22 protein-coding genes are annotated in these 12,810 nt (G+C 70.9%); 16 read left to right on the forward strand and 6 right to left on the reverse strand.

All coding sequences use genetic code 11. From position 1 onward, the window contains the following. The first annotated feature begins 8 nt into the window (after nucleotides 1-8). From ACQP10_RS38215 to ACQP10_RS38290, 16 genes are all read left to right on the forward strand, one after another. Nucleotides 9-374 carry a hypothetical protein gene (locus ACQP10_RS38215; protein WP_433541992.1) on the forward strand — a complete coding sequence of 122 codons (366 nt, stop codon included), beginning with the start codon at nucleotides 9-11 and terminating at the stop codon, nucleotides 372-374. A gap of 98 nt (nucleotides 375-472) precedes the next feature. Beyond that, nucleotides 473-769 (forward strand): hypothetical protein, encoded by a 297-nt coding sequence (locus ACQP10_RS38220; protein ID WP_433541993.1) that lies wholly within the window; start codon nucleotides 473-475, stop codon nucleotides 767-769. Nucleotides 770-807: 38 nt separating this feature from the next. Further along, nucleotides 808-1,047, forward strand: a complete 240-nt coding sequence (locus tag ACQP10_RS38225) for a hypothetical protein (protein WP_433541994.1) — start codon at nucleotides 808-810, stop codon at nucleotides 1,045-1,047. Nucleotides 1,048-1,111: 64 nt separating this feature from the next. After that, nucleotides 1,112-1,570 (forward strand): hypothetical protein, encoded by a 459-nt coding sequence (locus tag ACQP10_RS38230; RefSeq protein WP_433541995.1) that lies wholly within the window; start codon nucleotides 1,112-1,114, stop codon nucleotides 1,568-1,570. 55 nt (nucleotides 1,571-1,625) lie between these two features. Then, a complete protein-coding gene (locus ACQP10_RS38235) occupies nucleotides 1,626-2,285 on the forward strand; it encodes an Lsr2 family DNA-binding protein (protein WP_433541996.1) in 660 nt (219 codons plus the stop codon). Next, a complete protein-coding gene (locus tag ACQP10_RS38240; protein ID WP_433541997.1) occupies nucleotides 2,282-2,521 on the forward strand; it encodes a WhiB family transcriptional regulator in 240 nt (79 codons plus the stop codon). The genes ACQP10_RS38235 and ACQP10_RS38240 overlap by 4 nt, the downstream gene beginning before the upstream one ends. Before the next feature lie 87 nt (nucleotides 2,522-2,608). Beyond that, nucleotides 2,609-3,511, forward strand: a complete 903-nt coding sequence (locus ACQP10_RS38245) for a hypothetical protein (RefSeq protein ID WP_433541998.1) — start codon at nucleotides 2,609-2,611, stop codon at nucleotides 3,509-3,511. Nucleotides 3,512-3,600: 89 nt separating this feature from the next. Then, nucleotides 3,601-4,902, forward strand: coding sequence for a DUF6884 domain-containing protein (locus tag ACQP10_RS38250; protein ID WP_433541999.1), 1,302 nt, complete (start codon nucleotides 3,601-3,603; stop codon nucleotides 4,900-4,902). A gap of 185 nt (nucleotides 4,903-5,087) precedes the next feature. After that, nucleotides 5,088-5,312, forward strand: a complete 225-nt coding sequence (locus ACQP10_RS38255; protein ID WP_433542000.1) for a hypothetical protein — start codon at nucleotides 5,088-5,090, stop codon at nucleotides 5,310-5,312. Between the two features lie 27 nt (nucleotides 5,313-5,339). Continuing rightward, nucleotides 5,340-5,615 carry a hypothetical protein gene (locus ACQP10_RS38260; protein WP_433542001.1) on the forward strand — a complete coding sequence of 92 codons (276 nt, stop codon included), beginning with the start codon at nucleotides 5,340-5,342 and terminating at the stop codon, nucleotides 5,613-5,615. Then, on the forward strand, nucleotides 5,612-5,830 hold the full coding sequence (locus tag ACQP10_RS38265) for a hypothetical protein (RefSeq protein ID WP_433542002.1): 219 nt from the start codon (nucleotides 5,612-5,614) through the stop codon (nucleotides 5,828-5,830). Before ACQP10_RS38260 ends, ACQP10_RS38265 begins: the two co-directional genes overlap by 4 nt. Nucleotides 5,831-5,916: 86 nt before the next feature. Then, nucleotides 5,917-6,387, forward strand: coding sequence for a 6-pyruvoyl trahydropterin synthase family protein (locus tag ACQP10_RS38270; RefSeq protein WP_433542003.1), 471 nt, complete (start codon nucleotides 5,917-5,919; stop codon nucleotides 6,385-6,387). Further along, entirely contained in the window at nucleotides 6,384-6,677 is a 294-nt protein-coding gene (locus ACQP10_RS38275) for a hypothetical protein (RefSeq protein WP_433542004.1), read from the forward strand. Before ACQP10_RS38270 ends, ACQP10_RS38275 begins: the two co-directional genes overlap by 4 nt. Next, nucleotides 6,674-7,234: a helix-turn-helix domain-containing protein gene (locus ACQP10_RS38280; protein ID WP_433542005.1), complete on the forward strand. Its 561-nt coding sequence runs from the start codon at nucleotides 6,674-6,676 to the stop codon at nucleotides 7,232-7,234. The genes ACQP10_RS38275 and ACQP10_RS38280 overlap by 4 nt, the downstream gene beginning before the upstream one ends. Continuing rightward, nucleotides 7,231-7,785, forward strand: coding sequence for a helix-turn-helix domain-containing protein (locus ACQP10_RS38285; RefSeq protein WP_433542006.1), 555 nt, complete (start codon nucleotides 7,231-7,233; stop codon nucleotides 7,783-7,785). The genes ACQP10_RS38280 and ACQP10_RS38285 overlap by 4 nt, the downstream gene beginning before the upstream one ends. A gap of 166 nt (nucleotides 7,786-7,951) precedes the next feature. Then, complete coding sequence (locus ACQP10_RS38290) at nucleotides 7,952-8,944, forward strand: hypothetical protein (RefSeq protein ID WP_433542007.1); 993 nt, start codon at nucleotides 7,952-7,954, stop codon at nucleotides 8,942-8,944. Nucleotides 8,945-9,027: 83 nt separating this feature from the next. Here ACQP10_RS38290 and ACQP10_RS38295 read toward each other — a convergent pair whose 3' ends face one another. The 6 genes from ACQP10_RS38295 to ACQP10_RS38320 all read right to left on the reverse strand — a co-directional run bounded on the left by ACQP10_RS38295 (nucleotide 9,028) and on the right by ACQP10_RS38320 (nucleotide 12,727). Next, a complete protein-coding gene (locus ACQP10_RS38295; protein WP_433542008.1) occupies nucleotides 9,028-9,267 on the reverse strand; it encodes a hypothetical protein in 240 nt (79 codons plus the stop codon). Then, nucleotides 9,267-9,764 (reverse strand): hypothetical protein, encoded by a 498-nt coding sequence (locus ACQP10_RS38300; protein ID WP_433542009.1) that lies wholly within the window; start codon nucleotides 9,762-9,764, stop codon nucleotides 9,267-9,269. The genes ACQP10_RS38295 and ACQP10_RS38300 overlap by 1 nt, the downstream gene beginning before the upstream one ends. Before the next feature lie 79 nt (nucleotides 9,765-9,843). After that, entirely contained in the window at nucleotides 9,844-10,845 is a 1,002-nt protein-coding gene (locus tag ACQP10_RS38305; protein ID WP_433542010.1) for a hypothetical protein, read from the reverse strand. 154 nt (nucleotides 10,846-10,999) lie between these two features. Beyond that, entirely contained in the window at nucleotides 11,000-11,365 is a 366-nt protein-coding gene (locus tag ACQP10_RS38310) for a hypothetical protein (protein ID WP_433542011.1), read from the reverse strand. Nucleotides 11,366-11,435: 70 nt separating this feature from the next. Next, nucleotides 11,436-11,732: a hypothetical protein gene (locus ACQP10_RS38315; protein WP_433542012.1), complete on the reverse strand. Its 297-nt coding sequence runs from the start codon at nucleotides 11,730-11,732 to the stop codon at nucleotides 11,436-11,438. Between the two features lie 92 nt (nucleotides 11,733-11,824). Further along, nucleotides 11,825-12,727 carry a hypothetical protein gene (locus ACQP10_RS38320; RefSeq protein ID WP_433542013.1) on the reverse strand — a complete coding sequence of 301 codons (903 nt, stop codon included), beginning with the start codon at nucleotides 12,725-12,727 and terminating at the stop codon, nucleotides 11,825-11,827. Nucleotides 12,728-12,810 lie beyond the last annotated feature (83 nt).

Genomic DNA, 12,810 nt, shown 5'->3' on the forward strand with positions numbered 1-12,810 from the left:
AAACCACCTTGTACGAGTACACCGACCAGGTCGCCCGCTACCTCACCCCCGCCCTCGGCGACCTCGGATTCGCAGAGGGACGGCGCGGCGGCGACAACTTCGGCGACCTCGACCCGTTGAGCACCCGCGTGTTCCGCCACGAGAACATCGAGGTCGCCGTCAACGAGGACACCGGCCAGATCGCCCTCACCGGCCACGGCCTCGACGACCCCAACTTCGAGCGCGGCTACCTGTGGCGCGCCAACTTCACCCTCGACGCCCCCACCGAGGTCATCGCCGGAGCCGTGAACGTCGCTCTCGCCCAGGCCGCTGAGAAGCGCTCCATGGACCAGCTGCGCGCCTCCATCGACCGGCACTACGCCCGCGTCGCCTGACCCTCTGAGCCGGGCCGCTCCTGCCCCGCCCCCACCCGGGGCAGGAGCGGCCCCCCTCGGCGACACCGACTTCCCCCCTTGCTCCCACCGAGGAAACCGTGAACGACCAGCACACCCCGGCCGACGACATCCAGGCGTACGAGATCACCGACGACAAAGGCATGCCGCTCGACATGACCTGGGGCGACCTCCTGAAGGTCGCCGCGAAGCAGCCCCGCACCGCGAAGGTCGTCCTCGCCAGCGACAGGGAAGGCAACTCCTTCCACCCGCTCCACATGGTCGGCGTCAACGCCTTCTTCATCCGCGACCCCAGCCCGTACGGCGACGAGCACGAGGTCACCGGAAAGCCCCGCCCGGACGGTGCCCCCTGCATCGTCCTGTGGCCCTCCAGCTAGCCCACGCCGGACCCCTCACCGACCATCCGGAGGACGACATGGCCGACAAGCCGAAGCGCTTCCCCGCCACCCGCCGCGTCCACGAAGACGGCTCCACCTGCACCCACAAGATCACCAGCAACGGCAAGCCCGCCGAAGGGCAGGACTGCCCCGGCCCCACCGGCTACGTCTTCACCTGCCCCCCCGACGGCTGCGCCGACGCGTACGAGGTGAAGGCCGGTACCCGCGCCTACGTGGACGAGCGCCGCCGCTACCACTTGCGCAGTTCCCACTTCTGACCACCCCTGGGGCGGCGCGCCCACGCGCCGCCCCTCGGTACCCCACGACCTGAGGAAGGCACAGATGATCGTCGAAACCCACGACGGCCGGGACATCGACCTACACGACCTGGACGACCTGGACGACCACCGCGACCCCGAACCGCCGGACCCCGAAGAGGAGCAGCCCCCGGTCGACCTCAACGCGGTCACCGTCCGCCTGAACCACGTCACGGCCCTCTCCCTGACGGAGCAGCTGCCCCCCGAGGCGCAGCGTGCCCTGCGGGAACTGCTCTGCGACGACTTCCCCGGCATGGTCGCCGAGCTGGAGGAACTTCGCGAACGGGTCGCCTACTGGCGCAGCCTCCCCATCCAGGAGGAGTACGCCGTCACCGAGGGCGCCTACCCCGGCCAGGCGCCGACAACCTGGGTCAAAACCTCCGACCACGCGATGAGGCTGGCCAGGCGTCCCGGCCGTACGGCATGGGTGCGGTCCAACAGCGTGCACACCTGGCAGCCGTTCTCCTCCGAACCGCCGTTCTGACCAACCCCGGGGCGGCGCACCCACGCGCCGCCCTCTCCCAGAAGGACCCTCCGCAATGCCGACTGCTCTGCACGCCGACCACGCCCACGCCCTCGCTCTGCTGGCCGAAGGCAACACCGCCCAGCACGCCGCCGCTGAGACCGGCCTGAAGCTCGCCACCATCGTGCAGGCCGCCCGACGCCAGGGGTGGACCGTCCACCCCACGACCGGCCTCGCGGCCGACCTGTCGAAGGACGACGGCAAGCCGGCCCTGCCCGCCGACGTCGCCGCCATCGCCGCGACACGGACTCCTAAGCCGCGCATCGTCATCACCACCACCGGCGACCCCGTCGATGAGCTGCTGGCTAACGCCCGAGTCTGCGACGACAAGCACGTCCAGGCCGCGCTGAACCGTGCCGAGGCCGCGATCGGCAAGCTCCGCGACACCTACGCCGGGGTGGCCGAGCGCCGCGCCGCCGAGGAGGCCGCGGCCGCCGCCCGGCAGGCCGCGCTCGACGAGGTGGCCGAGCTGGAGCGCAAGCTGGCCGACGCCCGGCAGCGCGCGAAGGCCGCCGGAGCCACCATCCGCGCGACCCGCGGCACACAGAACGGCGCCACGGACGCCGATATCCGCGCGTGGGCGCTCGGGAAGGGCATCGAGTGCAACCGGATCGGCCGCGTGAGCCGCACGGTCCGCGAGCAGTACGAGAACGCCCACCGGCCGGTTGCCGTATGACCTGGGCCACGCGCGGTGCCTGCCGCGACACCGACCCTGAGCTGTTCTTTCCGATCAGCCACCACGGCCCCGCCGGCGAGCGCGACACCGAACGGGCCAAGGCCATCTGCCGGGCCTGCCCCGTCCTACCGGCGTGCCGGGCCGACGTGCAGGCCAACCCGCCCAAGTTCGGCGTGTGGGCCGCCACCACCCCCGAGGAGCGCCGCTGGCTCCGCGCTCCCACCCTCACCCGCTGACTCGCGACCGAACAAACCACCCCTTAGGCGGCCTGGCCACCGACCGGTCGCGCCGCCCTGACTACCGAAGACTCCCGGAGCACCACCATGCCTCGAATCTGCTACGTCCCCAAGGACTTCAACCCCACCCACCGGGACATCATCGACAAGGCGAACGCCATCTGCGCCGCCTACGCCCGCCAGGGCTTCGATCTCACCCTGCGGCAGCTGTACTACCAGTTCGTCGCCCGCGCCTGGATCGAGAACTCCGACCGCTCCTACAAGCGGCTCGGTGCGATCATCAACGACGCCCGCCTCGCCGGCGCGATCGACTGGAACTACATCGTCGACCGCACCCGCAACCTGCGCAGCCTCGCCCACTGGGACAACCCCGAGCAGATCGTCGACGCCGTCGCCCAGCAGTACCGCACCGCCCGATGGGCCAGCCAGCCGCACCGCGTCGAGGTGTGGATCGAGAAAGACGCCCTGGTCGGTGTGATCGCCGGAGTGTGCGAGCGCAACGACGTCGACTACTTCTCCTGCCGCGGCTACACCAGCCAGTCCGAAGTCTGGGGCGCCGCCCAGCGGCTGCGCCGCTACGTCGACGCCGGCCAGCAGCCGGTCATCATCCACCTGGGCGACCACGACCCCTCCGGGGTCGACATGACCCGCGACATCACCGACCGGCTGGAGCTGTTCGGCGCGAAGGTCGACGTCGTCCGCCTGGCGTTGAACATGGACCAGATCGAGCAGTACAACCCGCCGCCGAACCCGGCGAAGATCACCGACTCCCGCGCCCGCGGCTACATCCGCGAGCATGGCCACTCCTCGTGGGAGCTCGACGCGCTCGACCCCACCACCTTGGACGGGCTGATTCAGGCCGAGATCGACGGCTGGCGCGACGACGACCAGTGGAGGCGCGACACCACGGCCATGGAGCAGGAGCGGCGTCTCCTCACCACCGTGTCCGAGCGGTGGGGCGACGTCGCCGAGTACGTGTCCGCCTCATGATCGGCCCGCCTTGCACATAACTAAATAGTCTGTAATATGAGATCCGCGCGGGGAATTGCGGCCCTTGCGCGGATCTCCGGAGGAACCCCTTGACCACCCTCACCACCACGACGACCCCCCTCGACCCCACCCCCGTGGTCGTGATCGTGCCGTGCGGAGGCCGCAAGGCATCCACCGACACCCCCGTGCCCGCCGGCGAGCTCTACACCGGCTCTTACCACCGGGCCGCACGGCGCGCGGCCGACGTGCTCGCCGGGGAAGGCGGCCGGGTGCTGATCCTCTCCGCGCTGCACGGCCTGGTCGAACTCGACCAACTGCTCGCCCCGTACGAGCTGCGGGCCGGGCAGGCGGGCACCGTGACCGGCGAGACCCTGCGCGAGCAGGCCGCCGCCCTCGGCATCACCGGCGCCAACGTGACCGTGCTCGGCGGACGGGCGTACGTCGACCTGGCCCGCAAGGTGTGGCCCGCCCTGACCGCGCCGCTGGCCGGGACGCGCGGCATCGGCGAGCAGATGGCCCGCCTCGCCGCCATCTACAAGCCCGCCCCCGCCCGGCAGGCTCCCGCCGCTCCGATCGACCGTGAAGCGCTGTGGCAGTCCTGCCGCGAGCACGCCGAGGCCCGCCACGCCGAACGGCTGGCGAAGGAGGCCCGTCGCCGCGCCGCCTACGTCACCGCCGACACGCTGCGCATCACCGGCCGCCGGGCGTCGGTGCGGTTCACCTTCCCCACCGGCTCCGGCACCGCGAAGGCCGCCGCCCGCCTGCGCGCGGCCCGCCGGTTCGCCGCCGCCAACGGCGTCACGGTCACCCAGCTCGACACGGTCACCCTCCAGGCGCACGGCACCCCCGAGTGGGTCGCCCGCTTCGCTTCCGCGCTGCCGCGCCTGGTCGAGCTGGTCGAGGGCTACACCGCGCTCGTGGTCCGCCACTACGGCCGCTGGGAGCGTCACTCCTCCGCCGCCCGGCACCTGGACGGGGTGAGCGAGGTCGAGCGCCGCGCTCACCTGCGCGCGTTCCGGGCCCGTGCGTTCGACGTCATCGTGGCCACTCTGCTGCGCCCGGACACCGAGCCCGCCCCGCAGCTCGACGGGGACGCGCCGCTGTGGGAGCAGGCCGACGCCATCGCCGCCCAGTACGCCGAATACGGCTGGTTCGACGTCACCGGCAAGGCCGACGCCGAGGAGGTCGCCCGCCTGTTGGGGGCGGCGATCGTGCAGACCGCCGCCCCCGCCGTTCCGGCCGCGCCGACTGGTCGGCGCCTGCTCACCCCCCGACCGGCCCGCCGTACGGCGGTGCTGCGGGGCGCCCGCAGCGGACTGCGGACCACCGCCAGGCCCGAACCCGGAGCCGCCCCGGAGTTCGACCAGCTCGACCTGTTCGCGGTGGCGTAGACCCACCCCTGTTGCTTCTGAGGCTCCTGATCCTTAGAAATCTACGAAGTAAACACGGCGGGGCTGATCATGCCTCTCAGCCCCGGGGAACAGACAGCAGCAGCCGGCCCGGAAATCCCCGGAGTGGCCGCCATTTGCCATGCCGCTATGCCCCACACGTAACAACCCGTGGGACCATAGACCCCGTGGCCCTCGCAGACGCACCCATCAACCCGCCGCCCGGCGTCACCGACGTGACCGCCTGGTCCTTGGCGTGCGCCACCCGCAACCACAAGGCGTGCAAGGGCTGGCGCATCAACCCCGACCCGCGGCCGGCCCCCGACGCCACCACCCTCCCGTGCGAATGCACCGTCTGCGTCCACCAGCCCAAGCGCCGCGGCCGACCCCCCAAGCAGCCCGCCGGGACGTAAACCCCGCGCCCTGCTACACCCGGGGGCATGAACACCCCCATCTACGACGAGCTGGCCGCCAAGTACGCCGAGCGCGCCGCCGCCCCCGAACTGTTCGCCCCCTTCACCGCATCCGGCGACCTCACCGACGAACCATCCGCAGGCGACCCGGCCGGCCTTCCCGAGCCCGCCGACGTCCCCGGCCCCGCTGGCGCTCAGACGCTCAAGGAGCCGGCCCCCCGGAACTGGTTCGCCCCGGCCTGCCCGACCGCCCCCGCTCCCGTCGTCGACCCGGCGGCCGAGCCCATCGGGGCCGCCGTATGACCGCCACACCCAGGCCCGAGCAGCGGCCCGCCGGACAGTCCAACGGCGCGATCGCCTTCGCCCGCTCCGTGCAGCTCACCACGATCGGCGCCCTCGCCTGGACCGTGGCCACCACGAGCAGCGGCACCCTGCAACTCCTCGCCCTGGCCCTCGCCGGCGTCCACGCCGTCGCGCTCATCATCGCGCCCACCGCCCGCCCCCGAAACCGGGCCTGACCAGGGCCGAAGACGCAAACCGCGGAACATGCCACACTCCGCGGGCTTCCCCACGTTCTCCACTAGCAACAGGAACCCCTAACCACGTGTTCACCGCGACCCTCCGCCACAGCTTCGACGCCGCCCACCGCCTGCCCCACCTCGGCGGCAAGTGCGCCAACCTCCACGGACACACCTGGAAGGCCGACATCACCTTCGGCGCCGGCTACCTCAACAACGACAGCACCATCGTGGAATTCGGCCGCTTCAAGAAGCTGATGCGCGCCTGGATCGACACCCACCTCGACCACGCCACCCTCCTCGGCGCCGACGACCCGCTCCTCGAACCCCTCCGCGCTGAACGCTGCCGCGTCTACGTCTTCGGCGCCGACTTCCCCGAGCAGCCATGGCCGACCGTCGAAGCCGTCGCCCAGCTCCTCGCCCACCACGCCCACACCTGGCTACGCCAAGCCGCCGACCGCGTCGACGCCGCAGTGCTCCGCGTCGACGTCGCCGAGACCCCCACCAACACCGCGTCCTGGTACGCCACCACCTACCGGCCCGGAGCCTTCCTATGACCACCCCGCCGATCAAGCAGATCATCCCCGCGGACGGCTGGCGCATCGCCTACACCGGCATACCGCTTCCCTGCCCCATCGCCGCCTGGGCGCTCCTCGAAGACGGCACGGTCCTCGCCCTCGTCCCCGTCCAAGGCGCCCGCACCCTCATGCCCGCCGACCAGGCCGGCCCCATCGGCTCCTACCTACCGCCCGGCTACATCACCCCCGAGGAAGCCGACCACGCCGCCCGCCGCATCGATACGACCAGGACGACCAGGACGACCATGGCCACCCGGGGACGGCTGTGAACGGCCCCCGCAAGGTCGGCCGGCCGACCAAACTCACCCCCGACCTTCAAGGCCGCATCCTCACCCACCTCGCGACCGGCCACACCACCCGCGCCGCCGCCGGCCTCTGCGGCGTCAGCGAGTCCACCGTCCACCGCTGGAAGCAGGAACACCCCGCCTTCAGCGCCGCCATCGACCGCGCCCGACGCATCGCAGACGAAACCGCAACCGACATCCCCGTCCAGCCTCGCCCGCTCGGCAACCTCGCCCGGGAGGTCATCCGCCAGCACCCAGACGGCACCCTGGAGATCGAACGCCACTACACCCCCACCCCGCCCACCCCCGCCCCGGTCGCCGCCCCGCAACCGCCCACACGCGACGCCGCCGACCGCGAACGCATCCTCACCACCCTCCGCGCGTCCCCCCGCGGACTCCCCAGAACACGGCTCGACCACATCGGCGGATCCCCGCGCCGCACACAGACCCTCCTCCACCACCTCGAACTCCTCGACCTCGTCACACGGCACGGCCGAAGCACCGCCACCACCTGGCACGCCACACGGAAGGACACGCTGTGAGCGACACAGAAGCCCGCGGCCCCGGCCGCCCCACCAAGCTCACTCCCGACCTCCAACGCGACCTCGTCAAGGCCCTGGAGAACGGCCACAGCATCGCCTCAGCCGCCGCACTCGTCGGAGTCTCCGACCGCACCGTCCACCGATGGATGGAACAAGGCGAAGCCGACGACGCCACCGACGAAATTCGTCAGTTTCGTCAGGCCCTTACGCAGGCGCGCGCGACGGCCCGCGACATCCTGATCAACGCCGCGTTCCAAGACGCGATCGGCGGAGTGGAGATCAAGCGGGAGACCCGCCCGGACGGCACCGAGGGCGTGCAGACGACGCCGCCGAACGGCCGTATCGCGCTGGAGCTGCTGGCGCGGATGTTCCCGGAGGAGTGGCGGCCGGTCAAGGCGGTCGAGGTGTCCGGGCCGAACGGGGGGCCGGTCACGCTGAACCATCAGACGGAGATTGAGAGCAGTCTCGCGAGGCGGATCGCCGAGGTGAAGGCCCGCCGTGCCGCGCGAGCCGAGCAGGCCGGCCAGGAGCCGGGCGAGGCGGAGGGGTGACCGCTGTGGCGGAGGAGCGGTATTCGTGGCTGGCCAGGTCGCTGCACCGGAAGAGCATGTCCGAGCCTGCAGCAGCACTGGGCGTAGGTACACGCACCCCAGAGTTCGGCCGAGCTGCTTTCCCGTAAGTCCACCTATGTCGGCATAGGCGGACTACGGTATCCCCGTGCAGATCAGGAGTGAACGTCAACTCAACGAGGTCGCCGACGAGGTGTCGGCCATCACCGCCGTGGTTCGGCCGATCCTCATCGGTATCCTCTACTCCCTCAAGGGGGACGTCGTAGCCGAAGCGGGAGGACGAACCGGGGTCAAGTTGAAGATGCTGCCCCGTCTGCGGCGGCCGGGAGACGGTGACACAGGTATCTGTTTCGAGTACGCCGTGCACGACGCGATCCGTCGTAACAACCCGCACGTGGTTGAACGCGCCTACGATGCGCTTGCGCAGTGCAAGGTCAAGGGTGAAAGTGTCGCATCCATCCTCTTTGGAGCAGAGAAGGCGGGCTCGCAGCAGCTCATCGACACCGCCGGAGAGGTACTGACTGATCAGTCAGTACTCTTGTCCGGTTCTCGGGGGCGCCCCGTGAAGCTGAAGAAGGCTCTCGCCAGTGCGTCGGCGGCCTTCAGGAAGAGGGGAGCCGGCTCGGAGTTGCCCCAGAGCATCAGCGGTCTATGGCGAGCTGATCTCTTCCTCGGGCGTATAGATAGTGACTCCTGGGTGGCGACCACCGTGAAGATCAACCCCTCCGCGTTGAAGGGGTATCCGGGACTCCGCGTGGGTATCGTGCCCGCAAGCCATGGCGGTTCCGACAAGATCTACAAGGACGACAAGCGCAACTTGATTGTCTGCCCGATGCCTTACGACGGCAGCTTCGTTGAGACCTTCTTCAAGGCGTGGGAAGTTGTCGTGTCCTTCCTCACTGCTGACGCACAGATCCCTAAGGAGGCCGCTTTGCCCCGACCAGCCTCCCGGACCGTTGCCCGTTACCTGGCCGATCGCCGTGAGTTCCCCGTGCTGGATGTAGTTGAGGCGTTGCTTCCACTGTCGCAGCCGGAGCTCCTCCAGACTCGGACTTCGGAAGCTGATCTTGTCCGAGCAGGCGGCTCTTCGGCGGCCGTTGAGACTACGTCTGTTGTCGCGCCTGTCCCGACCTTGTGGTGATCTGACCAAAGACGGTGACCTGGGGGCTCGATACATCCACCGAGCCCCCAGGAAGGTAGAGCAGGGCAGGAAGCTGATTGCGGTCAGCAGCCCTTACAGCCGGGCTTCCGGCAGCGGACGGCCCGGTACAGGTCGTCGGCCAGCTCTGCGAGCGTCAGGCACGGCTGGGAGCCGTCCGGCAGGGGGCGGCACACGATGTAGATCACGTCGGGCCCCCATACGTCGGCCGGGGCGGGGTGCTGCATGTCGTCGCGGACCTCCTCGACCGGTGCGTCGCACCCGTCGCAGGTGATCACCTCTCCGCTCGGAGTCCGGGCGACCATCACGCCTCCCGTCCGTCGATCAGCGCCAGCACGGCCGGGTCGGTCGGCTCGACGTAGGCGACGCCGAGCCTGGCGGCCCGCTCCTGGGCCTCCTCGCGCGCCGAGCCCCGGACCACGACGCAGCCCCGTACGGATGGCTCCTGTCCGGGCTCGTACTCCATGAAGACCAGGGCGTTGCTCATGGTCTCGATCGTGAGGCAATGGCGGGTCGGCCGGCCGGTCTTCCTGGCCAGCTCGTCGCAGTGAGCGCCGCCGATCCGGTCGGCGTGCCGGACGGCGCGCATCGCCCGCTCGATCTCAGCGGACGCGTCGGCGTAGTCGGTCGGGTCGAAGTCGCCGTGCAGCTCACCGAAGTTGTCCAAGGCGAGGTCAGCGAGGGCTCGGCGAGCGTTCCGGAGCGCCTCGTGCGCCTCGCCGAGGTAGGTGAGGAAGCGGTCGCCGGCCTTGGCGAGAGCGGCATCTCGGGCGGTGAGCGGCGGGTGGGTGTCGGTGTTCATCGGTGGTGGCTCCATGGGGCTGAGGCAGGGCAGGGGAGGAGAAGCCGGGGCGGCCTGAAGGAGGCCGCCCCGGCGCGGGTCAGCGGAGTCCGGAGCAGGGCAGGAAATCGACGTAGTCGAGCGCCTCGGCGGCGGTCATGGAGCCTTCGTCGATGAATTCCTGGTTCAGCTCGGCGGCGATGGCGTCGCGGGTCTGCGCTGCGACGGGGAACGGGGCGGCGTGCTGGGAGCGGCCCAGGTGCTTCAGGTCGGCGCATCCGGCGCGGTGCACCCGGAAGTTCCCGGAGGTGGACAGGACGGCGACACGGGCCGTCTCAGGTTCCGCGGAGGCGATGCGGGACGGCCGCGCGGGGGCGAGGTCCGCCCAGTTGCCCAACAGGAGGTCCTGAGCCTCCTGGAACGCGATCGGCGTCCCCGTCCCGTCCGCCGAGACCCGCCACGCGCTCTTGACACTCTTGCTGTCCTGCTCCGCCCAGATGGCCAGCCGCACCCCGTCGTAGCCGGGCGTCGGCCGCCCGCCCGCCCGGCGCAATGCGGCGCTGTGGTCGCCGGTGTTGGAGTTGCGCGCCCACCACCCGAACGGCTCAAGATCGGCGGCGAGCGACCGGCCGACCTCGGTCGAGGGGGTCTCAGGGATCGGGCACAGCCACACCTTGCGCGAGTAGCGGACCCGCCGCCCGGTGCCGTGCACGGCGACCTCGAAGCGCACCGCCATCCATTCCAGGGCCCGGCGCGCGGTCGCCGCGTCCACCTTCATCCTGCGGGCGACCTCGTGCGGCGCCCACGTCCGCGTCGCCGGGGCGCTCCACAGCACCCGGGACACCCGGCGGGCCAGCTCGTAGTCCTCATCCGTCGCGGCCGGGGCGACGCCGGCGACGTCGGCGACGAACACCCGGTGACGCCGGGACTCGGTGTACATGGGCTCGATCTCGAAGGTCGCCATGATGTCGAGCCATCCGAGTCCCTCCCCGCGGCTGTCGGTGTAGTCGAGGACGTAGGCGTCGGCGTAGACCTCACCCTGGTGGGTGGTGATGGTGACCCGCTGGCCGACCAGGGCGCCGGGGTTGTCGAACACGCGCATCGGGGTTCCTCCTGGGAGTCGAATAGAGGGCCGCAATCCCTCACTTGCAGATCAAATATTACAGAGCATTTAGTTCGGTGGCAAGGGGAACCCCGGAACGCCACGCGCCCGCACCGGCACGCGGCCGGTGCGGGCGCATCGACACGAGCACAGCTCACCAGTCGAGCAACGCCCGAAGGTCCACCGTCGAGTCCACCGCGGCCAGCTCGATGGCCGCGTTCACGAACGCCTCACGCGCGGCGTCGTAGGCGTCCAGCCGCCGCTGCACACCCGGGTTCGTGCCCGCCTTGACCATGGCCAGCCCCTTGACCGTGGCCGTCATCGGGTGGCCGGCCGGAACACCGATGCTGACGCGCAGGCTCCGCCCAGCGGCCAGCAGGTCCTGCACCGCCACCCGGACGGCGACCTTCGCCTCCCAGATGAGGAAGTCGGGCGTGGGGCTGCCGTCCGGGTTGGTGGAACCCGTGTAGGTGCCGGAGTCGAGATCGAGGATGGCGGCGAGATCCGCGCTGAGATCCATCGTGCGGGCCTTTCCGAAGAGTCCGAAGAGGAGAGAGGCCCCCGGGCCGGGCGGCCCGGGGCAGAGCTGGTCATCCGATCCACAGCAGGTGGCACTCACGGCCGCCGATGCTCACCGCCCCCTCGCGGTCGTCACGGGACAGGGTCACGTTCATGAACCGGGCGGGGCGGATGCTCACGTCGGGCAGGCCGGCCATCTCCCGCAGGGCCGCATCGACCCCTTCGGGGGTGGCCTGGTAGGTGCCGACCATCCGCCGCACGTCGGCGATGCTCACGAACGACAGGCCGGGGTCGTCGGCCAGCAGGTTGTACGCGATGCGGATGCGGTCCGTCAGGGGAAGCGGAGCGGGGGAGGTCTGAGCGTTCATCGTCGGGTGTCCTTCGCTGTAGGGCCACGCAAGAGAAGGGGGCGCCCCACCCGCCTGGATCGCGGGCGGGCGGGGTGCCCGGGGGAGTGTGCCTAGTTCAGGCAGTTACGGCGCTGTCCGGGCTCCCGGCGCTGCCGGGGCTCCCGGTGCCGCGTGGCCCACACAGCCGTGCCGAGCAAGGCGACGAGTCCGACGCCGCCGAGCGTGGCCAGCACGACCAGGACCGTGTCAGGCTGCGCGGGGGTCGTCTGGTAGGCGACCGGCGCGGCTTCCACGGTCGGCACCACGGACGGCGCCGCCGGGGGCTGTGCCGGGGCGAACACCACTTCCGGCTCCTGCGGGTTCTCCGCAGGCTGGTTGACCACGACCTGGGGGACCTGCTGCACCGGGGCCGGGGCCTGGACCGGGTAGGTCGGCGCCGCCGGGCGCAGGGTGACCGTCCGCGTGACCGTGGGCGCCGGAGTCGCCTTCGCCTTGCCGGTCGGCTTCGGCGTCGGCGTCTTGGTGACGACCACCGTCTTGACGGCGGTCGGCGTCGGGGTGACCGTGACCGTGGCCGTGGCCGCCGGGGTCGTCTCCGACGCGGTCGGCGTCGGCGCCAGCGTCGGGGCCGGGGTCGGGGTGGCCGGTGGGGTCTCCACCGTGATCACCACCTCCGACAGGGTTCCCCCGGTCGCGTCGGCCAGGACCACCGTGTGGGTGCCCGGGGTGTCCGGCACGTAGGTGCCGCCGAACCCGATCGGCCCGCACATGGTCCCGGCGTCCCCGACCGCGACCTTCACCAACTTCGCGTCAGGGGTGCGGACGCGAAGGACGGGGTCACAGGTCCCGTCCGTGTTCGCGACCACCTTGACGCTCTGCCCGAACGGGACGGTGCTGCCCTGCACGGGGTTGGTGATGGTTCCGTCGCCCGCCGCGAACGCGGGTGACGGGGTGACGATCACTGCCGTGGCCACGGCGGCGATCGTCAGGGCGAATGCCCGAACTGCTCCCATTGGGATCCTCCTGGGTAGACAAGAGCGAGGGCCGCAATTCCTTCGCTCACTTCAAATATTACAGGAGATTTAGAGCGGGGGCA

It is taken from the genome of Streptosporangium sandarakinum, assembly GCF_050942225.1.
In the GTDB taxonomy this organism is placed as follows: Bacteria; Actinomycetota; Actinomycetes; order Streptosporangiales; family Streptosporangiaceae; genus Streptosporangium; species Streptosporangium nondiastaticum.

Bases quoted from the DNA above. Each gene is read 5' to 3' on its own strand.
- ACQP10_RS38225 (WP_433541994.1), top strand. From the start codon at position 808: ATGGCCGACAAGCCGAAGCGCTTCCCCGCCACCCGCCGCGTCCACGAA.
- ACQP10_RS38230 (WP_433541995.1), top strand. From the start codon at position 1,112: ATGATCGTCGAAACCCACGACGGCCGGGACATCGACCTACACGACCTG.
- ACQP10_RS38235 (WP_433541996.1), top strand. From the start codon at position 1,626: ATGCCGACTGCTCTGCACGCCGACCACGCCCACGCCCTCGCTCTGCTG.
- ACQP10_RS38240 (WP_433541997.1), top strand. From the start codon at position 2,282: ATGACCTGGGCCACGCGCGGTGCCTGCCGCGACACCGACCCTGAGCTG.
- ACQP10_RS38245 (WP_433541998.1), top strand. From the start codon at position 2,609: ATGCCTCGAATCTGCTACGTCCCCAAGGACTTCAACCCCACCCACCGG.
- ACQP10_RS38260 (WP_433542001.1), top strand. From the start codon at position 5,340: ATGAACACCCCCATCTACGACGAGCTGGCCGCCAAGTACGCCGAGCGC.
- ACQP10_RS38265 (WP_433542002.1), top strand. From the start codon at position 5,612: ATGACCGCCACACCCAGGCCCGAGCAGCGGCCCGCCGGACAGTCCAAC.
- ACQP10_RS38275 (WP_433542004.1), top strand. From the start codon at position 6,384: ATGACCACCCCGCCGATCAAGCAGATCATCCCCGCGGACGGCTGGCGC.
- ACQP10_RS38295 (WP_433542008.1), bottom strand. From the start codon at position 9,267: ATGGTCGCCCGGACTCCGAGCGGAGAGGTGATCACCTGCGACGGGTGC.
- ACQP10_RS38300 (WP_433542009.1), bottom strand. From the start codon at position 9,764: ATGAACACCGACACCCACCCGCCGCTCACCGCCCGAGATGCCGCTCTC.
- ACQP10_RS38305 (WP_433542010.1), bottom strand. From the start codon at position 10,845: ATGCGCGTGTTCGACAACCCCGGCGCCCTGGTCGGCCAGCGGGTCACC.
- ACQP10_RS38310 (WP_433542011.1), bottom strand. From the start codon at position 11,365: ATGGATCTCAGCGCGGATCTCGCCGCCATCCTCGATCTCGACTCCGGC.
- ACQP10_RS38315 (WP_433542012.1), bottom strand. From the start codon at position 11,732: ATGAACGCTCAGACCTCCCCCGCTCCGCTTCCCCTGACGGACCGCATC.
- ACQP10_RS38320 (WP_433542013.1), bottom strand. From the start codon at position 12,727: ATGGGAGCAGTTCGGGCATTCGCCCTGACGATCGCCGCCGTGGCCACG.